Below are 22,797 nucleotides of genomic sequence, written 5' to 3' on the forward strand. Positions count from 1 at the left end.
CCGCTGCCTCAAACGCTACATCGCCCGCGAGCTCTACCAGATCATCACCAGAACCGATCATGAAACCAGCGCTTGACATCAATAGGAGCATCCCCCACCCGCCCAGGCACCGGGCATACCGCCCGGGGTGTACGGCGGGCCGGCGGCGGATCGGCCGGCGCCTTCGCGCCAGCCCCAGGGCGGCCTGCCCCTGACGGCCGTACCGGAGCCTGGATGCCTGCCCCGCGAGCCCGCCCAGCCAGCCCCACCAGGCCCGCGTGAGGCCGTCGCCGTCATGCATGGTGGTGGGCCGCCCCTTCGGCGGCCCACCAGGCATAGGTCAGGATGTCAGTCGTTGGCGTGCAGGGCCGCGTTGAGCTCGACCTTGCCGCCCTGGCGCGGCAGCGCCTCCACCGCGCCCGTCTGCGAGTTGCGCCGCAGCAGGATGCCGTTGGAGCCCGACAGCTCGGCCGCCTTCACCACGGTGCCGTCGGGCAGGGTCACCCGCGTGCCCGCCGTGACGTAGAGGCCGGCCTCCACCACGCAGTCGTCGCCCAGCGAGATGCCGAGCCCGGCGTTCGCGCCCAGCAGGCAGCGCTCACCGATCGAGATGACCTGCTTGCCGCCGCCCGACAGCGTCCCCATGATCGAGGCGCCGCCGCCCACGTCGGAGCCGTCACCGACCACCACGCCGGCCGACACCCGGCCCTCGATCATCGACGCGCCCAGCGTGCCGGCGTTGAAGTTCACGAAGCCCTCGTGCATCACCGTCGTGCCGGACGCCAGATGCGCACCCAGCCGCACCCGGTCGGCGTCGGCGATGCGCACCCCGGAAGGCAGCACGTAGTCGACCATCCGCGGGAATTTGTCCACGCCGTACACCGTCACCGGCCCCCGCCCGCGCAACCGCAGCCGCGTCCGCTCGAAGTCCGCCACCGGACACGGCCCGAAGTTGGTCCACACCACGTTCGCCAGCAGACCGAACACGCCGTCGAGGTTCACCCCATGAGGGCGCACCAGGCGCGCGGACAGCAGATGCAGGCGCAGGTAGACGTCGTGCGCGTCGGCCGGCGGCTCGGAGAGCTTGGCGATGCCGGTGCGCACCGCCACCACCTCCACGCCGCGCGCCGCGTCGGGGCCGGTCAGCTCGGCCAGCTCCCCGGCCTCATCGCCGGACAGCCGCCGCGTCCCCGCGGCCGGCGCGTCGCCCAGCTCGGGAGCGGGAAACCAGGTGTCGAGTACGGTGCCGTCAGCGGCGATGGTCGCCAGGCCGGTGCCGAAGGCACCGATCGAGGTCGGGTCGATAGCAGTCACGGGCCCAAAAATACCGTTCTCGAGCTCAGCCCAGAGCGCCCAGGTCGGCCGACAGCCAATGTTCGGGCCGCATCCTGAACGTCACCAGCACATTGAGATCGGAACCCTGCACATATCCCGACACGGCGTCGGGGGGCAGATAACGGGAGGAGATGCGGGTCAGATCCTCCAGCGTCGTCGGCCCCGACCGCACCACAGGCCCCTCCACCGACACGTACCGGTAGGTCGGGCTCGACCGCTGCACCAGCAGCGAGAACCGCCCCGCCTTCGCGATCAGCCTGGCCTTGATCGAGTCGCCGTCGGTCAGGAACCTGACCTCGCCGCCCGGAAGGTAGTCGTACCAGACGGGCACCGTCAGCGGCCCCCGCCCGTCACCCGACTCGACAGCCAGGCTCGCGATGTGCGGCTCCGCCAGGAACGCCTCCCGATCCGCCAGGCTCAACGGCATCCCACCCCACCCCCGTGTCTCATCGATCGTGCAACGGCTATTCCCGCTGGGCGGGATCCCGAAAAGTCCCGACCCCACCATCCTTCACCCTTCCCTCCCTGACGCCTCCCACCCCACCAGCCCCACAGGAACGATCAGTATTTGGGCCCGACGTACCGATCGAGCACCTCCACCGCCTCCCGCCGCGCGACCGACAGCTCGTTGCGATTGTTGAATCGCCAGGCCACGCCGAGCAGGTCGAGTGCCTGGCAGCAGAGGGCCAGGATGTCGGGGGACTCGTTCTTGAAGTGATAGCGGGGGTATTCGTACCAGCGGACGCCGCTGGGGAGCTGGCGCCGCACCCGGTTGAGGCCGCGGCAGCCGTCGGAGTGGATGAGCCCGCGCACGAACCGGCCCGGATGTGCCCGCACGATCTCCTCCTGCCAGTCGGCCAGCCTGATCTCGCGCTCGTGCTTCCTGCCCGGGCCGTGCTGCGGGAAGAGACACGGCCAGTGCAGGGAGTAGCTGGTCACCTCCGTGCATCCCGGGCGCTGTCGCCTGCCTACCTTGGAGGCCGGCATGGTGTGCGCCATCGAACGGGCGGCTTCCTCGATCAGCCCTGGCCAGGTGTCGTCGCAGAAGATAGAGAGCCGGTGCACCGACCCGACGCGCACGATGTGCCCGTCGCCGAGATAGAGGCCCAGGAGGTGGGCGTAGGCGAGGGCGTCGAGCTCACGGCCATGGCAGCGGGGACAGCCGTGACCACTCGGGAAGTCGTCGTCGCGGGCGCGGCGTGCTCCGGTGCGCCACTTCTGGACGGCTCCGATCGACACGCCGCACGACTCCGCCACCTGACGGTCGGGCAGCCCTCTGGCCGACAGGCGCAGGGCACGGTCAACGGTTTCGCGAGGATGCACACGGTCAGTGTGGCGAACGTCACCGACAGTTCCGGTGCTGCTACGGTGGCGGCTGGGAGGGCCGGGGTGCCGGAAGCGGGATTCGAACCCGCACGCCCTTGCGAGCAGACGCTTTTGAGGCGTCCATGTCTGCCATTCCATCATTCCGGCTGGTATATCCGGACTTGTCCGGATCCGTGACGTACCTTACCGCCGATGCGATCGGTCGAGGGGCGCCAGCGTGGATCTAATCTACCGGACGTCTGTACTCTTCTGCTCGTGAGTACGCAGCGGCGAGTAGTGATCGCGGAAGACGAGGCCCTGATCCGCCTCGACCTCAAGGAGATGCTCCAGGAGGACGGCTACGTCGTCGTGGGCGAGGCCGGTGACGGTGAGCAGGCGATCCGGCTGGCCGCCGAGCTGAAACCCGACCTCGTCATCCTCGACGTGAAGATGCCCGTGCTCGACGGCATCTCGGCGGCCGAGCGGATCACCGAGATGCGCATCGCCCCCTGTCTCATCCTGACCGCGTTCTCCCAGCGTGATCTGGTGGAGCGGGCCAGGGACGCGGGGGCGATGGCCTATCTGGTCAAGCCGTTCACGAAGGCGGATCTGGTGCCGGCGATCGAGATGGCGGTCAGCAGGCATGACGAGATGGTGGCGCTGGCGGCCGAGGTGTCGAGCCTGTCCGAGCGGCTGGAGACGCGCAAGCTGGTCGAGCGGGCCAAAGGTCAGTTGATGGCGCAGCACGGCTGGACGGAGCCGCAGGCGTTCCGGTGGATCCAGAAGGCGTCGATGGATCGGCGGCTGAGCATGCGTGAGGTCGCTCAGATCGTCATCGCGGACGCGGCGGACCGCTCCTGAGGCCTGAGCTCCTGAGGCCGGAGCTCTTGAGACGGGAGCTCCTGAGGCGGGCGTCGGCCGGGCTCCGGCGTTCCTGAGACGGGGTTTCCTGGTCCCGAGCGACCAGAAGGTCCGGGTCTTCCGAGCGTCCAGGAGGTCCGGGTCTTCCGCGTGTCCGGTTCCACGCGTTCCTGAAGCCGGAGCGCGCGAGGTCCCTACCGGGTGCCCGGTGGGGGTGTTCCATGTGGGTTTCGGGGTGCTTCCGGGTGGGTTTCGGCTGGGGTGAAGCGGGGCGCCCGGAAATTGGGATGTAAGGGGCTCGTGGGGTGTTTTTGGTCTGCGTCCGGAAATATCGTCGCTCAGACCTGCCTAGTGGGTCATGTCCGTAACTCTCCTGAAACAAACCATTACTATCAGTGTTTACGACATTACGAATCGGCATAAAAGTATCGGAAGAACTCCCCATTTCACCCCACAACGGGCATGCTGAGCCCGGTAAACCCAGCGAAGGCGATCGTCCCTTCGTTGAGATAGGGGGAGTCTCATCTTGATGAACCGCATTGCTCCGGCCGGCCGCGTCCTGGCGGTCGCCGCCGCGGCGAGCCTGGCACTGACGGCGTGTGGCAGTGACGGCGGCGAAACGGCCGCGCAGGAGTCCGCCGCCCCCGCGACCTCGGCGGCCTCCTCGGCGCCGGCGGCGAAGGGCGACGGCACGCTGACGCTCGGCACGGTCCTGCCCCAGACCGGTTCGCTGGCCTTCCTCGGCCCGCCCGAGTTCGCGGGCGTGGACGCGGCGGCGAAGGAGATCAACGAGGCCGGTGGGGTGCTCGGCAAGCCGATCGACGTGGTGCACACCGACTCGGGCGACACCAGCACGAACATCGCCTCGCAGTCGGTGGACAAGCTGATCGCCCAGAAGGCGGACGCCATCATCGGCGCCGCTTCCTCGTCGGTGTCGGAGTCGATCATCGACAAGATCACGGGTGCGGGCATGGTGCAGTTCTCGCCGGCCAACACCTCGGACAAGTTCACCACGATCAAGGACGACGGCCTGTACTTCCGTACGGCGCCGCCGGACAAGCTGCAGGGCCGGGTGCTCGGTGACCTGATCGCGGCCGACGGCAACGACACGGTGGGCATCCTCGCGATGCAGGACTCGTACGGCTCGGGCCTGGCCGACCAGGTGACGGCGACGGCCGAGGCGGCGGGCGCGAGCGTGGTGGAGCGGGTCGACTACGACCCGAAGGCCGCGGACTTCTCGGCCGACGTCGCCAAGATCAAGGCGAAGAACCCGAAGGCGGTCGTGCTGATCGGCTTCGAGGAGGGCGCCAAGGTCGTCGCGGAGCTGGTCAAGCAGGGCCTGACCGCGGACAAGGTGAAGTGGTACATGGTGGACGGCAACATGTCGAACACCAACTACGAGAAGATGCCGAAGGGCACGCTGAAGGGCGTCAAGGGCACGATCCCTGGCGCCGAGGCGCCGGACGCGTTCAGGGACAAGCTCAAGGAGATCAACAAGGATCTCGACGACTTCACCTACGCCGCCGAGTCGTACGACGCCGCGACCCTGATCGCCCTGGCCGCGGAGGCCGCCAAGGACGACAGCGGCCGCTCCATCGCCTCGAAGCTGGCCGAGGTCAGCAAGGGCGGCGAGAAGTGCAAGAGCTTCAAGGAGTGCGTCGAGCTGCTTAAGGCCGGCAAGGACATCGACTACGACGGCGTCAGCGGTCCCGTCGAGTTCGACGACAACGGTGACCCGCAGGTGGCCACGATCGGCGTCTACCAGTACGGGGACGACAACAAGTACCCGAGCAAGGCGATCGAGTACCGTACGGGCAACATCGCGGGCTGACCCCCCGGTTGACCGCCTCTCCCGCGTCGCGCCCGCGGGAGGGGCGGTTTTTCACTGCCGCTTTTTCACTCCCGTTTTTCACAGCCGGTCTTCACAGCCGGTTTTCACTGCTGGGGCAGTCCGCAGGTGCGGGCGGCGTACTGGATGAGGCTGTCCTGGAGGGGTTTGGGCGGTGTGACGATGACGACGCGTTCGTCGCCGCCGTCGAGGGTGACGCGTATGGGGAACAGGAACGCCTTCTTGGCCTCGGCGAAGGCGTGGGCGTCGCAGCGGCCAGGGGTGAGGCGGATCGGCAGCCGCACCTGCCGCTCCTCCGCGTCGAGCGTGCCGAGCGGCTCCGGGTGTTCGGCGATGTAGTGGGTGGTGCCGCCCATGGAGGTGAGGCGGACGACGCCGGGTCCGCGCCGGGTGACGACGAGGTCGCCGCGCATGACCGCGTCCGAGCCTGATCCGGTCTGTTTCCACTCGGGACCGAACTCAATGGTCACGGCCTGCTTGACCAGATGTTCGGAGCATTCGTCGCGCAGCAGCCTGGCCAGGAGGGGGTCGGGGTGGGGCACGGGGAAGGCGACGGCGCGCGGCGGCTCGCCGCCGGTGCCGACGCGGGCGACGACGGTGGCGGGCGCCACCTCGGGCAGGCCCGTGGGCGGGCAGTTGGCGGGGCCGTAGGTGAGGGGCAGATCGGTGCGTGCGGTCTTGCGGATGGTGGCGTCGGCGCGTTGCGGCGGCAGGGTCGTGAAGGACGCCGTGACAAGTTGGACATCAGCAAAATAAACCGGTGTTTCATGAATATTTCGGACGGCCACTTGAAGGACGTGCACCGGCTCGTCCGAACGGTATTGGGCCAGCGAGACCGTGACCCCCGGCGGCGGTGCGGCCGGCCGCGGGGAAGCCGGCGCGGCGCCGGTGCAGCCCGCCGCGAGGAGCGCCGTCACGAGGGCGGGGGTTATGCGCTTCACCAGAGGCACATTAAGCATCCTTACGCAGGTCCCGTAAGTTGAGGAGTGATTACGACTCCGCATCCAAGTGCCGACAGTTCCTCAGCGCATCTGGTTGGAGCATGCGACGATTTTGTACGTTTCCTGCATTCGATCGGGAACGCTCGGCGGTGCTGACGGATCCCGGCCTGGAATGAAGGAGACACTTCATGATCCGCATTGCTCCCGTGGGACGGGCGCTGGCTGTCGTGGCCGCCACCAGCCTGGCCCTGACAGCCTGCGGTGGTGGCGGTGACACCGCCACGCAGACTTCCGAGAGTGCCGCACCGGCCTCTTCCGCTCCCGCGGCGAAGGGCGATGGCACGCTCACCCTCGGCACGCTGCTGCCCCAGACCGGTTCGCTGGCGTTCCTCGGCCCGCCTGAGTTCGCAGGTGTCGACGCGGCGGTGAAGGAGATCAACGAGGCGGGTGGCGTGCTCGGCAAGCCCGTCACCAAGTTCGACACCGACTCCGGCGACACGACCACGAACATCGCCTCGCAGTCGGTTGACAAGCTGCTTGCCCAGAAGGCCGACGCCATCATCGGCGCCGCGTCCTCGTCGGTGTCCGAGTCGGTCATCGACAAGATCACGGGTGCGGGCGTGGTGCACTTCTCGCCGGCCAACACCTCGGACAAGTTCACCACCATCCAGGACAACGGCCTGTACTTCCGTACGGCTCCGCCGGACAAGCTGCAGGGCCGCGTCCTCGGTGACCTGATCATCTCCGACGGCAACGACACCGTCGGCATCATGGCGATGCAGGACTCGTACGGCACCGGCCTGGCCGACCAGGTCCAGAAGACCGTCACCGACGGCGGCGGCGAGGTCGTCGAGCGCGTCGACTACGACCCGAAGGCGGCCGACTTCTCGGCGGACGTCGCCAAGCTCAAGGCCAAGAACCCCAAGGGCATCGTGCTCATCGGGTTCGAGGAGACCGCCAAGGTCGTCCAGGAGCTGGTCAAGCAGGGCATGCCGGCCAGCAAGCACAAGTGGTACATGGTGGACGGCAACATGTCGAACACCAACTACGAGAAGATGCCCAAGGGCACGCTGACCGGCGTCAAGGGCACCTACCCCGGCGCCGCCGCTCCCGACGAGTTCCGTGACAAGCTGCTCGCCGTCAACCCGAAGCTCGAGGACTACACCTACGCCCCCGAGTCGTACGACGCGGCGAACCTGATCGCGCTGGCCGCCGAGGCCGCCAAGAGCGACGCCGGCGTGGACATCGCCGCGAAGCTGGCCGAGGTCAGCAAGGGCGGCGAGAAGTGCACGAACTTCAAGGAGTGCGTGGACCTGCTGAAGGCCGGCAAGGACATCGACTACGAGGGCGTCAGCGGCCCGGTCGAGTTCAACGACGCCGGTGACCCGGCCGTCGCCACGATCGGCATCTACCAGTACGGCAACAACAACAAGTACCCGGTGAAGGCGCTGGAGTACCGTACCGGCAACATCGAGGGCTGAGCACCACCCGGCACTCGTCAGAAGAGGGCCCGGCCGTCACGGCCGGGCCCTTTCGCGTGCGCTCACGTGCAGCGGGCCACGATCTGGCCGGAGGCGGCGCTGTACTGCTTCAGCAGCGCCACCTGGCGTTGCCCTGGGGACGTCGCTCTTGGACAGGCGGGCCGTGGTGAGCTTCGCGCGCGCACGGGTCGTCGGTGGGGTCGCCGCCGGTGCTGTACTTGGCCGAGGAGGACGCCGACTCCTGGCAGCCGACGAGGACGAGGGGCAGGACGAGCGCGACTGTCGCCAAACGGTTCGCACGGCACAGTAAAAGACGGGGAAGGGCTCCCGTGGGAGTCCCTTCCCCGTCTCGAAAGTGATCCGTTACGCCCTCGCGAGCGTTCCGAGGTACAGCTCGATGACCTTCGGGTCGTCGGCGAGCTGCCGCCCGGTACCGGTGTAGGCGTTGCGGCCCTGGTCGAGGACGTAGCCGCGGTGGCAGATCTGCAGGCAGCGCCGCGCGTTCTGCTCCACCATGATCACGGTCACGCCCGCCTTGTTGATCTGCTGGGCCTGGATGAAGACCAGGTCCTGCAGCTTGGGCGACAGGCCGGCCGACGGCTCGTCCAGCAGCAGCACGGACGGCTCGGTCATGAGGGCCCTGGCCATCGCCACCATCTGCCGCTCACCGCCTGACAGGGAGCCGGCGCGCTGCTTGCGCCGCTCCTTGAGCGCGGGGAACAGCTCGGCCACGAACTCGAAGCGCTCCTTGAACTTCCCCGGCACCTGGAAGGCGCCCATCTCGAGGTTCTCCTCGATGGTGAGGCTGGGGAAGACGTTGTTGGTCTGCGGGACGTAGCCGACGCCCCGCGAGACCAGCGAGTGGGCCTTCATGTTCGTGATGTCCTCGCCCTTGAGCAGGACCGTGCCGCTGCGGATGTTGACCAGCCCGAACATGGCCTTCAGCAGCGTCGACTTGCCGGCGCCGTTGGGGCCGATGATGCCGATCAGCTCGCCCTGCTGGACGTACAGGTCGGCGCCGTTGAGGATGTTGACGCCCGGCAGGTAGCCCGCGATGAGCTCGTCGCAGCGCAGCACCGCGTTCTCGGCGCCCGCCAGGTGGTCACTGCGGTCGGTGACGGCCCGCTCGGAGCCCGCCGGGGCCTGCTCCTCGGCCTGTCCCTCGGCCCGTCCCTGGGGCGCTTCGTCGGCGCTCACTTCTGCGTCTCCTCTTCGATCTCGGCCTCCAGAGCCGCCTCGGCCTCGTGGAGCTGCGTCTCAAGGTCGCTGTCCGAGAGCGGCGCGTCGTGGTGGGCGCCCAGGTAGGCGTCGATCACGCGCTCGTCGGACATGATCGTCGAGGGCGGCCCCTCGGCGATCACCGCGCCCTGCGCCATGACGATCACCCAGTCGCTGATGTCACGGACCATGTCCATGTCGTGCTCGACGAACAGCACCGTCATGCCCTGCTCGCGCAGGTCCTTGACGTGGCCGAGCAGCGACTGCGTCAGCGCCGGGTTCACGCCGGCCATCGGCTCGTCCAGCATGACCAGCTCCGGCCGGACCATGAGCGCTCGGGCCATCTCCAGCAGCTTGCGCTGGCCGCCCGACAGGGATCCGGCGAAGTCGTCGCGCTTGGCGTCGAGCTTGAACCGGGCCAGCAGCTCCTCCGCCCGCTCGGTGATCTCCTCCTCCTGGCCGCGCCAGAAGGCCGGGATCATGGCGCGCCAGAAGCTCTCGCCCTTCTGGTGCTGGGCGCCCAGGCGCATGTTCTCCATGACGGTCAGCCGGGAGAGCGCCTTGGTGAGCTGGAACGTGCGCACCATGCCGGCCCGCGCGACCTTGTGCGCGGGCACGCCGTTCATCGGCCGCCCGTTGAACGTCCACGAGCCCGCGTCGGCCGTGTCGAAGCCGGTGAGCTGGTTGAAGAACGTCGTCTTGCCCGCCCCGTTGGGGCCGATCAGCGCGGTGATGGAGCCGCGCTGGATCTCGACGTGCTCGACGTCCACGGCGGTGAGACCGCCGAAGCGGCGCACCACCTTGTCGACCACGAGGATGGGGTCCGGCTTGGGCACGCCGGGATCGCGGGCCAGGTCCTTGAACGCGGCCAGGGCGGCGGCCTTGCGGTCGCCTGGCGTCGTCTGGGTCTCAGCGTGCATCGATTGCTATCTCCCTCTTGTCACCGAAGATGCCCTGTGGCCGGAAGACGAGCAACAGGATGAGTCCGAGACCGACGAGGACGTAGCGCAGGGCACCGACCTGGTTGGTGTCGATGACGGTGATGTAGCCCGCGGCGACGGCCTCGCTGAGCGTGCCGTTCAACAGGACGAGCAGCACCCAGAACAGCGCCGCGCCGACGACAGGGCCGAGCACGCGCGCGGCGCCACCCAGGATGATCATCGTGTAGAGGTAGAACGTCGTCTCCGTGCCGAACACGTCCGGCTGCACGGAGCCGTACGCCAGGCCGTAGATGAAGCCGCCCAGCGAGCCGATGACGCCACCGAGGATGAGCGCCTGCATCTTGTACGAGAACACGCTCTTGCCCAGGCTGCGCACCGCGTCCTCGTCCTCGCGGATGGCCTTGAGCACGCGGCCCCACGGGCTCTTCATCAGCAGGAAGACGATGAAGCAGCACAGCACGATGAGCAGCCAGCCGACGGTCAGCACCCACATCGAGCGGTTGTTGAAGAACAGCGGCACGGGCCCGAGGTTGAAGCCGTAGTCACCCTCGGGGTACGGGTTGAGCGCGTAGAAGCCGTCGCTGAAGCCGCGCTGGCCGTCGGAGCCGCCGAAGACGTCCTTGAACGTCACCGAGCGGAAGACGAGCCGGACGATCTCGGCGGCGGCGATGGTGACGATGGCCAGGTAGTCGGCCCGCAGTTGCAGGGTCGGGATGCCCAGCAGGATCGCCAGGATGACCGCCCCGATGAGTCCGACGCCGATGCCGATCCAGAACGGCAGGCCCATGACGGTGACCGTGACGGCCAGGCCGTAGCCGGCCACGCCCATGAACGCCGCCTGGCCGAAGTTGAGCAGGCCGGTGTAGCCGAAGTGGATGTTCAGGCCGATGGCGGCGAGGCCGTACAGCACCGTCTCCACGTTGACCGCGGACTTGATGGTGGTGCTGAAGATCGTGATCCAGTCCATTCTGATCCTCCCCCGATCAGCCGATCCGCTCGCGGCGGCCGAGGATGCCCTGCGGCCGGACGAGGAGCACGATGATGAGCACTGCCAGCGCGCCGACGTTCTTGAGCTCCGGCGGCACCCACAGCGTGGAGACCTGGATGAACAGGCCGACCACGAGCGAGCCGACCAGGGCGCCGAACGCGGTGCCGAGCCCGCCGAGCGTGACGCCCGCGAAGATGAGCAGCAGGATCTCCTGGCCCATCGTGTACTTCAGGTTCTGGGAGAGCGCGAGCATGATGCCGGCGAGGGCGGCGATGGCGCCGCCGCCGGTCCAGATGATCCTGATGACCCGGTCGACGTTGATGCCGGAGGAGGCCGCGAGCGCCGGGTTGTCGGCCACGGCGCGGGCCGCCTTGCCGGTGCGGGTGCGCAGCAGCGCGAACCCGACGATGATCAGGACGACGAGCTCGATGCCCATCGCGACCAGGTTCTTGGGCGCGGCGGAGATGGGCCCGATCTCGATGCCGGGCTGGGCGGTGTACTGGGCGTAGGACTCGGTCTGGCCGCCGAAGAAGATCAGGAAGACGTAGCGCATGAAGAGCGCGACGCCGATCGAGATGATCATCATGGCGATGATGCCGGTGCCGCGCCTGCGCAGCTGGCCCCAGAACAGGCGGTCCTGGAAGTAGCCGAGGACCGCCGCCGCGATGACGGCGATGAGCGCGGCGGGGATGAGGTGCAGTCCCAAACCGACGTTGAAGCCGTAGGCCAGCAGGGCCCCTAGGGTGACCAGCTCACCGTGGGCGAAGTTGGTCAGGCCGGTGGTGCCGTAGATCAGCGACAGGCCGAGCGCCGCCAGGGCGATGATCAGGCCGAGGTTGAGGCCTTCGAACGTGAGCTGCGCGGCCTGGGCCCAGAACGTGCTGCCGCCGCCGGCGCCCTCCTGCTGCTCCTGGCCGGCCGCGCCCTTGGGCTGGAGCGCGAACAGGACGGCCGAGCAGTTGCCCTCGTAGACGGTCGGCGTACGGGTGTTGTTGCCGCCGCGCACCTCCGCGTTCTGCGGGAGCGTGCCGGGGTCGAGGGTGACCTTGTATTTACCCGGCTCCTCGACCTGAACTTCCCACGTGCCCTCGGGATTGGTGGTGACCTCCTCGACGGGTTGCCCGCTTTCGGTGGTCACGGCGATTTTCACGCCGTTCACTGGCTGGCCTTGGAGTTTGAGCGTTCCCCTCAATCCCTGGCAATCCGTCGGATCCGCGTGCGCGGGGCCGGCGAGCAGGAAGATGAGTCCGCTCAGAAAGGCCGTGAACGCGATCACGGCTCTGCGCAATGGTGCTCCCTCAAGTAGGTCAAGGCGGGGTTGTGCCCCTCCATCTCGACACGCGCGCATCGCAGGCACAACTGGGATGCAATGGCGGGAGCTTATTGCGGAGACGCCCGGTTCAGTATCGTTCGTCACCAATTAGTGACATGTGTGTGTCAGTGATGTGAGCAAACAACACGGCAGGTCAGGGGCTAAATTGCGGGAGACGCCTGGCATCTTGAGGAAACGATCTCGTAACGATCGAAAGATGAAGGTGGACGAGCCCGCGGGGGAGGCCGTTGGGGCCATGTCAGGCATCCCCGGCCGTACACGGGAGCACCCCGCATACGCGGGGCCGGACACGTTTTCTACTTGGCCTCCCCGCGGGCTCTGGTGAAACAACCGTAGCGACCCGCGGGGGGCATGCGCAAAGGGTCGGACGAAGTGACGTATGGGGCACTACGGTCAGGCGTCACGCAGCATGCAGGTGAGCCGCGAGGTGCACACCCTCCTGCCCTGCTCATCGGTGATCTCGATGTCGTACGTCGCCAGCGTCCTGCCCCCGTGCAGCCGGGTCGCGACCCCCGTCACCCAGCCCGAGCGGGCCGAGCGGTGATGGGTGGCGTTGATCTCGATGCCCACGGCGATCCGCCCGGCCCCGGCGTGCACGGCCGCCCCCACCGAGCCCAGCGTCTCGGCCAGCACCGCCGACGCTCCGCCGTGCAGCAGCCCGTACGGCTGCGTGTTGCCCTCGACCGGCATGCGGCCCACCACCCGCTCAGGCGAGACCTCGAGGAACTCGATGCCCAGCCGGTCGGCGAGCGTTCCTTCGTGCAGGTCACCGAATATCGAGACGTCCATAGGGTCGGTCTGCGTCAAAGTGACGCCTCCACTCTTCCGAGCTCGGGTTTTCTGTCGGAGACGCAGACTAGGCTGCCTGTGTGCCGAAGAGTGAAGTGACCCCCAGCCGCCCGTGCCTGCTGCTGCTCGACGGGCATTCGCTGGCCTATCGCGCGTTCTACGCGCTCAAAGACGCCAACCTCATGACCACCGACGGTCAGCACACCGAGGCGGTCTACGGGTTCACCTCGATGCTGACCAACATCCTGCGCGACGAGCAGCCCACCCACGTCGCGGTGGCCTTCGACCGGTCGGAGCCGACGTTCCGCCACGAGGAATACGCCGAGTACAAGGCCAACAGGAGCGAGACGCCCGAGGACTTCCGCGGTCAGATGCAGCTCATCTACGAGCTGCTCGACACGCTGCGCATCCCGCACCTGTCCAAGGCGGGCTTCGAGGCCGACGACATCATCGCCACCCTCGCCACCCGCGCCCGCGAGCAGGACATGGACGTCCTGATCGTCACCGGCGACCGCGACGCGCTGCAGCTGGTCGACGAGCACGTCACCGTCCTGATGACCCGGCGCGGCATCAGCGACATGACCCGCTTCACCCCCGAGGCGGTCCAGGAGAAATACGGCCTGACCCCGCAGCAATACCCCGACTTCGCCGCGCTGCGCGGCGACCCCAGCGACAACCTGCTGAGCATCCCGAGCGTGGGGGAGAAGACCGCCGCCAAGTGGGTGCGCGAGTTCGGCTCGCTGACCGCGCTGGTCGACCGGGTCGACGAGGTCAAGGGCAAGGTCGGCGACAAACTGCGCGAGCACGTCGCCCAGGTGCTGATGAACCGCCGGCTCACCGAGCTGCTGCGCGACGTCCCCATCGAGGCCGAGCCGGGCGAGCTCGAGCAGGGCGCGTGGGACCGCGAGGAGATCAACAAGCTGTTCGACACCCTGCAGATCCGCGGCGAGCTGCGCGAGCGGGTGTTCAAGGTGCTCGGCACCGGCGAGCAGGAGCCCGAGCAGGGCTTCGAGGTCGAGACCGTGCTGCTCGGCCCCGACCGGGTGGCCGGCTGGCTCGCCGCGCTGCCCGAGGGCCGCGCCGGGCTCGCCTTCAAGGGCGCCTACGGCCGCGGCACCGGCCGCATCGACGCCGTCGCCATCGCCTCGCCCGACGGCACCGCCGCCTACATCGACCCCGTCAAGCTCACCGAGGGCGACGAGGCGGCCCTGCGCGCCTGGCTGGGCGACGAGACCAGGCCCAAGGCCGTCCACGACGCCAAGGGGCCCATCCTGGCCCTGTGGGCGCAGGGCATGGAGCTGCGCGGCCTCAGCTGCGACACCGCGCTGGCCGCCTACCTCGCGATGCCGGGCCAGCGCACGTTCGCGCTCGAAGACCTCGCCCGCCGCTACCTCCACCGCGACCTGCGCGCCGAGCACGAGGACAACGGGCAGGCCGCGCTGTTCGGCGACGACGAGGACGCCCCCGCCAAGGACCTCGCGCTGCGCGCCGGCGCCGTGCGCGAGCTGGCCGACTCCCTCGAGACCTTCCTGGCCGGCCGCGGCGGCACCCAGCTGCTCGGCGACGTCGAGCTGCCGCTGCTGACCGTGCTCGCCGAGATGGAGCGGGCCGGCATCGCCGTCGACAGCGAATACTTCGCCGCCCTCGAGGCCGAGTTCGGTGCCGCGGTCAAGCACGCCGTCGAAGAGGCCCACCGCTCGGTCGGCGAGCAGTTCAACCTCGGCTCGCCCAAGCAGCTGCAGGAGATCCTCTTCGTCCGGCTCAACCTGCCCAAGACGAAGAAGATCAAGACCGGCTACAGCACCGACGCCGACCAGCTCGCCTGGCTCGCCACCCAGACCGAGCACGAGCTGCCCACGATCATGCTGCGCCACCGCGACCAGCAGAAGCTGCGCACCACCGTCGAGGGCCTCATCAAGGAGATCGCCGACGACGGGCGCATCCACACCACCTTCAACCAGATCATCGCCGCCACCGGCCGGCTGTCGTCGGAGAAGCCCAACCTCCAGAACATCCCGATCCGCACCGCCGAGGGCCGCCGCATCCGGCAGGGCTTCACGGTCGGCGAGGGCTACGAGACGCTGCTGACCGCCGACTACAGCCAGATCGAGCTGCGCATCATGGCCCACCTGTCGGGCGACGAGTCGCTGATCGAGGCGTTCGAGTCGGGCCACGACTTCCACCAGGCCACCGCCGCGCGCGTCTTCGACCTGCCGCCCGAGCAGATCGACGGCGAGCTGCGGGCCCGCATCAAGGCGATGAACTACGGCCTGGCCTACGGGCTGTCCGACTTCGGGCTCGCCGGGCAGCTCAACATCCCGGTGGCCGAGGCGCGGGCGCTGAAGGAGGAATACTTCCAGGAGTTCGGCGGCGTCCGCGACTTCCTGCACGCCATCGTCGCGCAGGCCCGCACCGACGGCTACACCGAGACGATCATGGGCCGCCGGCGCTACCTGCCCGACCTCACCAGCGACAACCGCCAGCGCCGCGAGATGGCCGAGCGCATGGCGCTCAACGCGCCCATCCAGGGCTCGGCCGCCGACATCATCAAGGTCGCCATGCTCAACGTGCGGCAGGCGATCCGCGAGGAGGAGCTGGCCTCGCGGATGCTGCTCCAGGTCCACGACGAGCTGGTGTTCGAGGTGGCGCCCGGCGAGCTCGACCAGCTCACCCGGCTGGTGCGCGACCAGATGAACGCCGCCTACCGGCTGCGGGTCCCGCTGGAGGTCTCGGTGGGCGTCGGCCGCACCTGGGAGGACGCGGGCCACTAGCCGCGAAAGCCGCGCTGTGGGCGGTTCTGCATTAATCTGTGGAGCCGTCATCACCGAGCGGCCGGGAGTTTCGTGCGGTCATCAGCGTCCCTCACGCGGATCATCGTCGTCGCGAACGCGGTGGTGATCACGATCGCCGTCATCGGGCTCGCCCTCATGCCGGGCGAGCCGCGCCCGCACGCCAGGCCGCAGGCCGGCGCCACCGTCCAGGACAGCGCCGAGCCGCCCGCGCCCACCCCGGTCGGGCAGCCGCCCGGGGTGGTGTCCACGCCCGAGTTCGCCGAGCAGGTGCGCGCCAACGAGGCGGGGCTGGTGCCGGTGCTGATGTACCACCGCATCCTCGCCAAGCGGCGCGCCTCGCTCGACCGCACGCCGGCCCAGCTCAGGAAGGAGCTGGAGAAGCTGGCCAAGCGGGGCTATGTGCCGATCACCGCGGCCGAGTTCGTCAGGGGCGAGATCAGGGTGCCGGCCGGCAAGTTCCCCGTGGTGCTGACGTTCGACGACGGGCATCCCAGCCACTTCGGGCTGGGCGCCGACGGCCGGCCGCTGCCGGACACCGCCGTGGGCGTCATCCAGGACGTCGCCGCCCGGCACCCGGGCTTCCGTCCTGTGGCCACGTTCTGGATCAACAAGGAGCCGTTCGGGCTGCGCGAGCACGACGCGCAGGCGGCGGCCGTACGGTGGCTGACCGACCACGGCTACGAGGTGGCCAACCACACCTGGAGCCATCCCGACCTGCGCACGCTCAAGCGCAAGAAGGTCAAGGAGCAGATCGTCCGGCTGGAGCGGCTGCTGAAGAAGCTCGGCGCGCCGCCGTCCCGGACCATGGCTTTGCCGTACGGGTCCCTGCCCAAGGGGAAGAAGCCCGCCAGGACCGGCTCCTGGGACGGCACGGGTTATGATTTCGCGGGCGTGTTCCTCGCCGGGGCCGAGCCCTCGCTTTCGCCGTACGCGAAAAAGTTCGACCGCGGGGCGATCCAGCGCATCCAGAGCAACGGCAAGAAGGGCGAGTGCCGCAAGTGGTGCTCCCAATACTGGCTCGATTGGCTGGACCGGCATCCCGGCAAGCGCTACGTCAGTGATGGCGACCCCGGCCGCATCTCCATCCCGGAGAAGGTTCGAGGTAATATCATCGCCAAGCGAGGGCTCCAGGTCATCGCCTATTGACGTCCCGCCGGATTGACCCCGTGGCGTTGGTCTCATATGCTGATCGCTGCGCTGTGGGCTCGCGCGCGCCTCAGACGGAGCGGGCTCGCGCTCGGTCACGTCGATGTCGTAATTCCTCGGCTTGATGCGGAAGAGGGCCTGCCGCGCATCCGCCACATCGACATCCTGTCCGCGTTCGGAGCAATTCCACACATGACGTCCAGCACTGAGGCCACCTCGAGCACCCCGCAGGTAGCGGTCAACGACATCGGGTCCGAGGAAGCCTTCCTCGCGGCGATCGACGAGACCATCAAGTACTTCAACGACGGCGACATCGTCGAGGGCACCGTCGTCAAGGTCGATCGAGACGAGGTTCTTCTCGATATCGGCTACAAGACCGAGGGTGTCATCCCCTCGCGCGAGCTTTCGATCAAGCACGATGTCGATCCCGCTGACGTCGTGGAGGTCGGCGAACACGTCGAGGCCCTCGTTCTCCAGAAGGAGGACAAGGAGGGCCGCCTGATCCTGTCCAAGAAGCGTGCTCAGTACGAGCGCGCCTGGGGCACGATCGAGAAGATCAAGGACGAGGACGGCATCGTCACCGGCACGGTCATCGAGGTCGTCAAGGGTGGTCTCATCCTCGACATCGGCCTGCGTGGCTTCCTCCCGGCGTCCCTGGTCGAGATGCGCCGTGTCCGCGACCTGCAGCCGTACGTCGGTCGCGAGCTCGAGGCCAAGATCATCGAGCTCGACAAGAACCGCAACAACGTCGTCCTCTCGCGCCGTGCGTGGCTCGAGCAGACGCAGTCCGAGGTTCGGCAGACGTTCCTCAACACCCTCCAGAAGGGCCAGGTCCGCAAGGGCGTCGTGTCCTCGATCGTCAACTTCGGTGCGTTCGTGGACCTCGGCGGCGTCGACGGTCTGGTCCACGTGTCCGAGCTGTCCTGGAAGCACATCGACCACCCGTCCGAGGTCGTCGAGGTGGGCCAGGAGGTCACGGTCGAGGTCCTCGACGTCGACATGGAGCGCGAGCGCGTCTCCCTGTCGCTCAAGGCCACCCAGGAAGACCCGTGGCAGCAGTTCGCCCGCACCCACCAGATCGGCCAGGTCGTGCCGGGTCGCGTCACCAAGCTGGTGCCGTTCGGTGCGTTCGTCCGGGTCGAGGAGGGCATCGAGGGCCTGGTCCACATCTCCGAGCTGGCCGAGCGCCATGTGGAGATCCCGGAGCAGGTCGTCCAGGTCGGCGACGAGATCTTCGTGAAGATCATCGACATCGACCTCGACCGTCGCCGCATCAGCCTCTCGCTGAAGCAGGCCAACGAGGGTGTCGGCGCCGAGGTCGAGTTCGACCCGACCCTCTACGGCATGGCGGCCACGTACGACGATCAGGGCAACTACATCTACCCCGAGGGCTTCGACCCGGAGACCGGGGAGTGGCTCGAGGGCTTCGACAAGCAGCGTGAGGAGTGGGAGCGGCAGTACGCCGAGGCCCAGCAGCGCTTCGAGGCTCACAGGAAGCAGATCGAGGAGGCCCGCAAGGCCGAGGCGGAGGCCGGCGAGGCCGCTCCCTCGTCCTACAGCGGCGAGACCCAGCCCCAGCAGGGCGGCTCCTCGTCGGCTCCGGCCAGCGGCGCGCTCGCCTCTGACGAGGCGCTCGCCGCGCTCCGTGAGAAGCTCGCGGGCGGCCAGAGCTGACGCCCCGCACCGGGCGCCGGCCGCCTGAGGCGTGACCTTCACGCCGGGTGGCGGCCATCAGCAGTGGGGAAGGCCCCGCACGGTTCTCCGTGCGGGGCCTTCCGCGTGCCCCGGCCCTTCCCGGCCGGGTCCGTCGGGCGGCGCCTCCGGTCACGGGCGCTCGCCGGGCGCCTCCGGTCACGGCCGCTCGCCGGGCGCCTCCGCTCACGGGCGGCTCGCCGGTGCCTGCGCGCGCGCCGGCTCCGGTGGCGGCCGGTCGCGGCTCGTTCCGCGGCGCCCTCGCGGGTCTGTTTCCGTGGCTGCGCCATTGCGGAACGGTCCTTGCCGCGTTCGTCGTTAGCGTGCCGAGCATGGATGAGATCACCGCTTTTCGTATCGACGTCCCGCAGGCCGACCTGGACGAGCTGCGCGAGCGGGTGCGCAGGACCCGGTGGGCGGGAGCGCTGCCGGGCGGGTGGGACCGGGGCGTCCCTGTGGACCACCTGCGGGAGCTGGCCGCGTACTGGGGCGGCGGGTTCGACTGGCGGGCCCAGGAGGCCAGGCTGAACGCGTTCGCGCAGTACACCACCGTCATCGACCGGCAGCGGGTGCATTTCCTGCACGTGCGCTCGCCTGAGCCGGGCGCCGTGCCGCTGATCATGACGCACAGCTGGCCGAACTCCGTCGCCGAGTTCCTCCACGTCATCGGCCCGCTCACCGACCCCGGCGCCCACGGGCTCGAACCCTCGGCCGCCTTCCACGTCGTGGCCCCGTCGCTGCCCGGGTTCGCGTTCTCGCCGTTCCCCGAGCCCGCCGACCCGCGGCCGTGGAGCATTGACCGGGTGGCGCGCACGTGGGCCGAGCTGATGCGGCGGCTCGGCTACGACCGGTACGTCGCGCACGGCAACGACGCGGGAGCGCTCGTCACGCCGCGCCTGGCCGCCCTCGACAGCGAGCACGTGACGGGCGCGGTGATCACGGCCGGGCTCGGCGTCCCCACGGGCGAGCCGGGCGAGCTGGACGGGGCCGACCCTCAGGACCTTGCCCTGCTGGAGGAGATGGGGCGGCGCATGGCGGGCGGCAGCGGCTACGGGCCCTACCTGGCCGCCCGGCCGCAGACCCTGGCGTACGGGTTCGTGGACTCGCCGGTGGCGCAGCTGGCGTACCTGGTGGAGCGGTTCAGGGAGTTCGACGGGTGGGAGCCGGGGGCCGAGCCCATCGACAGGGACCTGCTGCTCACCAACGCCAGCCTGTACTGGCTGACCGGCACAGGCGGGTCGTCCTCGTGGCCGTACTACGAGGGGGCGGCCGGGCTGCCCGCCGACCAGAAGGCGGTGCCCACCGGGGTCACCCACGGCGGGCCCGAGGTGCTGCGGCGGATCGCCGAGCGGGGGAACGACATCGTCTACTGGGGGCGCGGCGAGAGCCCCAGCCACATGGTCGCCATGGCGTCGCCCGCCTCGCTCGTGGACGGTATAAGGGAGTTTTTCCGTATCCTGCAGCGGCGGGACGGAGATTTTACCTGAGGGTCTTTGCAAGCCTGTGACCTGCGCCGGTGGGCGCTGGGAGACTGGGCGGCGCTTGGTGGCTGCGACTCTCGGGAGCGATCTGCGTGGGCATGGTTCAGCCGGTCATCAGGGCGGCGGCGGGCCTCACGACCGCCGCCGCCGTCCTCGTCACCGCCGTCCTCGTCACCGCCGTACCGTCCGCGTCCGGGGCGGCCGCCGCCGCCATGGCCGGCGCGGCCGGCGCGCTGGATCCGGTGGACGAGCGGGGCGGCGGCTTCTGGGCGGACCGGTCCGGCGAGCCGGACGGGCCGGCGCTCGGGCGGGTGCGGTGGCGGGAGTGCGGCGACGGGCTGAGATGCGGGAAGCTGTCGGTCCCCGTGGACTGGAAGCGGCCATCCGGGACGCGTACGGAGATCGACCTCGCCTGGCTGCCCGCCCGCGACCCCGCACGCAGCCTCGGCCCGCTGGTCGTCAACACCGGGACGGGCTCCACCGTCCAGGACGTGCGCGCCAGGCCCGACACCGTGAGCGAGCTGGCCCGGTGGTTCGACGTGGTGCTGGTGGAGCCGCGGGGGATCGGTGACAGGGGGAGCGCGGCCATGGTCCGCTGCTCGGTGCCGCCGCCCGACCCCCGGCGGCTCCAGATCGCCTCTGGAGAGGCCGCATGGCGCTCCTACGCCCGTAACAACGCCGCCTACGACAGAAGCTGCCGGATCGCGGCCGGGCCCGCCTACGACGGCCTGACGGCCTGGCAGGTGGCACACGACCTCGACGCCCTGCGCGACGCACTCGGCCGGCGTCGGCTGCGCTACTTCGGCAACGGGTACGGGGCGGTGTACGGGCAGGCGTACCTCGAGCTGTTCCCCGGCCGGGCCGGTCGGATCTACCTGGAGGGCGTCCCCGACCACTTCCAGCCCGGCCTGGGCCGCCGCCTCATCGCCCACGCCAGGGCGGCCGAGCGCCAGCTGCGCTACTTCCGCGACTGGTGCGTCAACCACTTGGCCTGCCCCCTGGACGGCGACGCCATCGAGGTGCTGGACGACCTGCTCGCCCACGGGGTCGGCGCTGCCGATCCGGGCGGCGGCACACAACGCACCGCTTCGCCCGCCGAACTGCTCCTGCCCGCGAACCCGGGCCCGACCTCCGGCCCGCGTGAGCTGATGGCAGGCTCGCCCGACGGTCCCGGGCTGGACGCTCTGCTCGGCGAGACGCCGCTCAAGGCGGGTCCCGGGCTCGGCGAGCTGCTCGGCGGAGGACCGTCGGTCGTCGCCGGCGGTCCGGCGGGCGGGCGATCGCCCAAGGCGGGGTCAGGCGTCGTTCCCGGCAAGCGGGCGGCGGACGAGCGGCGCGTCGTCGCCGCCGTGCTCGCCGGGCTCGATCCGAAGCGGTGGCCCGAGCTGGCCAGGGCGCTGGCCGCCGCCGAGGAGGGGGACGCGCGGGCGCTGCTGGCGCTCGCCGGCGTACGGCGGGCCGACGCGCCCGCCACGGTCTCCCGCGCGATGCACTGCCACGACTTCATGCCCGCGGTGCCCGGCTACCGGACCTTCCTGCGCATGGAGGCCAGGCTGCGTGAGGTGGCGCCCCGGGTGGGCTGGCTGACCGGCCGCTACGAGGTCGGCAGATGCCTGGGGCTGCGCGCCCGTCCGAGCTGGCCGCCCCACACCCCGCGACTTGACCGCTCTCGCCTGACCGGCGCCGAGGCGTCCGCGCCGTCCGGAGGCGAGGGCCGGCCCTCCCCGGGACACTCCGGTGACCGGCCGGCGCGGACCGACGGCGACCTCGGGCCCAGGGCCGGCGGCGGCCAGGAGGCCGGCGCCACCGGTCCTGCGGTGCCTCGTGCCGGCGGAGGCGGCCGCCTTGAGCGCGGTGCGGCAGGCGCCCTGACGCCGAGTGACACCGGTGGCGAAGGAGCCGATGATCGGGCGTCGGTGCTGGTCGGAGTGGGGCGGCTGGATGTGGTCAGTCCGCCTGCCGCGGCGGCGCGATCGGGGCGGCGCATCCCCGGTGCGGTGGTGTTGTGGCACGGGGACGGGCATGACGCCTATCTGCTGCAGGGTGCCGGGAAACTGCGGGCCGCCTGCCTGCGTGCCCGGGTGCACGACTTCCTCGTACGCGGAAGGCCGCCCAAGGCGCGCACGTCGTGTCCCGGCGAGCTGACGGCGGGGGCCGGGCGCGGGGAGTAGGCTGCGGCGGGTGGTGATCGAGCGGGCGGTGCCCGATGACGCGGGCGAGGTCCTGACCCTCCAGCGGGCGGCCTACCTCAGCGAGGCGCAGCTCTACGGCGACCCCTACATCCCGCCGCTGGTCGAGTCGCTGGAGCAGATGCGCAAGGTCATCGAGGGCGCGCTCGTGCTCAAGGCGGTCGAGTCGGGGCGCGTCGTCGGCGCCGTACGCGGGCGGCTCTCCGGCGCCACCTGCCTGGTCGGCCGCCTCGTCGTGGCCCCTGACCTGCAGGGCAGGGGCATCGGCACGGCCCTGCTGCGCGCCCTGCACGAGCAGATGCCGGAGGCGAAGGCGTTCGACCTGTTCACCGGCCACCTGTCCGAGGGGAACCTGCGGCTCTACCGCCGGCTCGGCTACCGCGAGACCCACCGCGAGCGCATGGACGACCACCTGACCCTCATCCACCTCCGCATGACACCGGAGCCGGCCGGCGGGGAGTGAGCTCGGCGTGACGC

General features: G+C 69.6%; 19 protein-coding genes and 1 tRNA gene. 9 read left to right on the top strand and 11 right to left on the bottom strand.

Annotated elements, in window-relative coordinates; all coding sequences use genetic code 11:
- Positions 1–327: 327 nt before the first annotated feature.
- From dapD to ABZW11_RS36870, 4 genes are all read right to left on the bottom strand, one after another.
- Entirely contained in the window at positions 328–1,293 is a 966-nt protein-coding gene (gene dapD / locus ABZW11_RS36855) for a 2,3,4,5-tetrahydropyridine-2,6-dicarboxylate N-succinyltransferase (protein WP_355427818.1), read from the bottom strand.
- 25 nt (positions 1,294–1,318) lie between these two features.
- Positions 1,319–1,741: a pyridoxamine 5'-phosphate oxidase family protein gene (locus ABZW11_RS36860; RefSeq protein ID WP_355427820.1), complete on the bottom strand. Its 423-nt coding sequence runs from the start codon at positions 1,739–1,741 to the stop codon at positions 1,319–1,321.
- A gap of 134 nt (positions 1,742–1,875) precedes the next feature.
- Positions 1,876–2,637 carry a helix-turn-helix domain-containing protein gene (locus ABZW11_RS36865; protein WP_355427823.1) on the bottom strand — a complete coding sequence of 254 codons (762 nt, stop codon included), beginning with the start codon at positions 2,635–2,637 and terminating at the stop codon, positions 1,876–1,878.
- Positions 2,638–2,704: 67 nt separating this feature from the next.
- Positions 2,705–2,787 (bottom strand) — tRNA-Leu (locus ABZW11_RS36870).
- Between the two features lie 129 nt (positions 2,788–2,916).
- Here ABZW11_RS36870 and ABZW11_RS36875 point away from each other — a divergent pair.
- Positions 2,917–3,480, top strand: coding sequence for a response regulator (locus tag ABZW11_RS36875; protein ID WP_355427937.1), 564 nt, complete (start codon positions 2,917–2,919; stop codon positions 3,478–3,480).
- A 529-nt stretch (positions 3,481–4,009) separates the two neighbouring features.
- Entirely contained in the window at positions 4,010–5,311 is a 1,302-nt protein-coding gene (locus tag ABZW11_RS36880) for an ABC transporter substrate-binding protein (RefSeq protein ID WP_355427826.1), read from the top strand.
- Between the two features lie 104 nt (positions 5,312–5,415).
- Here the strand turns inward: ABZW11_RS36880 and ABZW11_RS36885 are convergent, their stop codons facing one another.
- Positions 5,416–6,279, bottom strand: coding sequence for a hypothetical protein (locus ABZW11_RS36885; RefSeq protein WP_355427829.1), 864 nt, complete (start codon positions 6,277–6,279; stop codon positions 5,416–5,418).
- Positions 6,280–6,458: 179 nt separating this feature from the next.
- Between ABZW11_RS36885 and ABZW11_RS36890 the strand changes: the two genes are divergently transcribed.
- Positions 6,459–7,751, top strand: a complete 1,293-nt coding sequence (locus ABZW11_RS36890) for an ABC transporter substrate-binding protein (protein WP_355427832.1) — start codon at positions 6,459–6,461, stop codon at positions 7,749–7,751.
- A gap of 109 nt (positions 7,752–7,860) precedes the next feature.
- Here ABZW11_RS36890 and ABZW11_RS36895 read toward each other — a convergent pair whose 3' ends face one another.
- The 6 genes from ABZW11_RS36895 to ABZW11_RS36920 all read right to left on the bottom strand — a co-directional run bounded on the left by ABZW11_RS36895 (position 7,861) and on the right by ABZW11_RS36920 (position 13,020).
- Positions 7,861–8,040, bottom strand: coding sequence for a hypothetical protein (locus ABZW11_RS36895; protein WP_355427835.1), 180 nt, complete (start codon positions 8,038–8,040; stop codon positions 7,861–7,863).
- 74 nt (positions 8,041–8,114) lie between these two features.
- On the bottom strand, positions 8,115–8,849 hold the full coding sequence (locus tag ABZW11_RS36900) for an ABC transporter ATP-binding protein (RefSeq protein ID WP_355427940.1): 735 nt from the start codon (positions 8,847–8,849) through the stop codon (positions 8,115–8,117).
- A gap of 95 nt (positions 8,850–8,944) precedes the next feature.
- Positions 8,945–9,889: an ABC transporter ATP-binding protein gene (locus ABZW11_RS36905; protein ID WP_355427838.1), complete on the bottom strand. Its 945-nt coding sequence runs from the start codon at positions 9,887–9,889 to the stop codon at positions 8,945–8,947.
- Complete coding sequence (locus ABZW11_RS36910; protein ID WP_355427841.1) at positions 9,879–10,877, bottom strand: branched-chain amino acid ABC transporter permease; 999 nt, start codon at positions 10,875–10,877, stop codon at positions 9,879–9,881. The genes ABZW11_RS36905 and ABZW11_RS36910 overlap by 11 nt, the downstream gene beginning before the upstream one ends.
- A gap of 16 nt (positions 10,878–10,893) precedes the next feature.
- On the bottom strand, positions 10,894–12,036 hold the full coding sequence (locus ABZW11_RS36915; protein ID WP_355427844.1) for a branched-chain amino acid ABC transporter permease: 1,143 nt from the start codon (positions 12,034–12,036) through the stop codon (positions 10,894–10,896).
- Positions 12,037–12,624: 588 nt separating this feature from the next.
- Positions 12,625–13,020 carry a hotdog fold thioesterase gene (locus ABZW11_RS36920; RefSeq protein ID WP_355427847.1) on the bottom strand — a complete coding sequence of 132 codons (396 nt, stop codon included), beginning with the start codon at positions 13,018–13,020 and terminating at the stop codon, positions 12,625–12,627.
- Positions 13,021–13,100: 80 nt separating this feature from the next.
- On the opposite strand from ABZW11_RS36920, the gene polA reads away from it, so the two are divergent.
- The 6 genes from polA to ABZW11_RS36950 all read left to right on the top strand — a co-directional run bounded on the left by polA (position 13,101) and on the right by ABZW11_RS36950 (position 22,783).
- On the top strand, positions 13,101–15,791 hold the full coding sequence (gene polA, locus ABZW11_RS36925) for a DNA polymerase I (protein WP_355427850.1): 2,691 nt from the start codon (positions 13,101–13,103) through the stop codon (positions 15,789–15,791).
- Between the two features lie 72 nt (positions 15,792–15,863).
- Positions 15,864–16,958: a polysaccharide deacetylase family protein gene (locus ABZW11_RS36930; RefSeq protein WP_355427853.1), complete on the top strand. Its 1,095-nt coding sequence runs from the start codon at positions 15,864–15,866 to the stop codon at positions 16,956–16,958.
- 192 nt (positions 16,959–17,150) lie between these two features.
- Positions 17,151–18,632, top strand: coding sequence for a 30S ribosomal protein S1 (gene rpsA / locus ABZW11_RS36935; RefSeq protein WP_355427943.1), 1,482 nt, complete (start codon positions 17,151–17,153; stop codon positions 18,630–18,632).
- 350 nt (positions 18,633–18,982) lie between these two features.
- Positions 18,983–20,137, top strand: a complete 1,155-nt coding sequence (locus ABZW11_RS36940) for an epoxide hydrolase family protein (protein WP_355427856.1) — start codon at positions 18,983–18,985, stop codon at positions 20,135–20,137.
- A gap of 92 nt (positions 20,138–20,229) precedes the next feature.
- Complete coding sequence (locus ABZW11_RS36945; protein ID WP_355427946.1) at positions 20,230–22,302, top strand: alpha/beta hydrolase; 2,073 nt, start codon at positions 20,230–20,232, stop codon at positions 22,300–22,302.
- 13 nt (positions 22,303–22,315) lie between these two features.
- On the top strand, positions 22,316–22,783 hold the full coding sequence (locus ABZW11_RS36950) for a GNAT family N-acetyltransferase (RefSeq protein WP_355427949.1): 468 nt from the start codon (positions 22,316–22,318) through the stop codon (positions 22,781–22,783).
- Positions 22,784–22,797 lie beyond the last annotated feature (14 nt).

The organism is Nonomuraea sp. NPDC004580, assembly GCF_040609855.1.
Classification (GTDB): Bacteria; Actinomycetota; Actinomycetes; order Streptosporangiales; family Streptosporangiaceae; genus Nonomuraea; species Nonomuraea salmonea.

Excerpts from the sequence above, each read along its gene's own strand:
- ABZW11_RS36905 (WP_355427838.1), bottom strand. The coding sequence starts at position 9,889 with ATGCACGCTGAGACCCAGACGACGCCAGGCGACCGCAAGGCCGCCGCC.
- ABZW11_RS36945 (WP_355427946.1), top strand. The coding sequence starts at position 20,230 with ATGGTTCAGCCGGTCATCAGGGCGGCGGCGGGCCTCACGACCGCCGCC.
- ABZW11_RS36890 (WP_355427832.1), top strand. The coding sequence starts at position 6,459 with ATGATCCGCATTGCTCCCGTGGGACGGGCGCTGGCTGTCGTGGCCGCC.
- ABZW11_RS36860 (WP_355427820.1), bottom strand. The coding sequence starts at position 1,741 with ATGCCGTTGAGCCTGGCGGATCGGGAGGCGTTCCTGGCGGAGCCGCAC.
- ABZW11_RS36920 (WP_355427847.1), bottom strand. The coding sequence starts at position 13,020 with ATGGACGTCTCGATATTCGGTGACCTGCACGAAGGAACGCTCGCCGAC.
- ABZW11_RS36910 (WP_355427841.1), bottom strand. The coding sequence starts at position 10,877 with ATGGACTGGATCACGATCTTCAGCACCACCATCAAGTCCGCGGTCAAC.
- rpsA (WP_355427943.1), top strand. The coding sequence starts at position 17,151 with ATGACGTCCAGCACTGAGGCCACCTCGAGCACCCCGCAGGTAGCGGTC.
- ABZW11_RS36880 (WP_355427826.1), top strand. The coding sequence starts at position 4,010 with ATGAACCGCATTGCTCCGGCCGGCCGCGTCCTGGCGGTCGCCGCCGCG.
- ABZW11_RS36940 (WP_355427856.1), top strand. The coding sequence starts at position 18,983 with ATGGATGAGATCACCGCTTTTCGTATCGACGTCCCGCAGGCCGACCTG.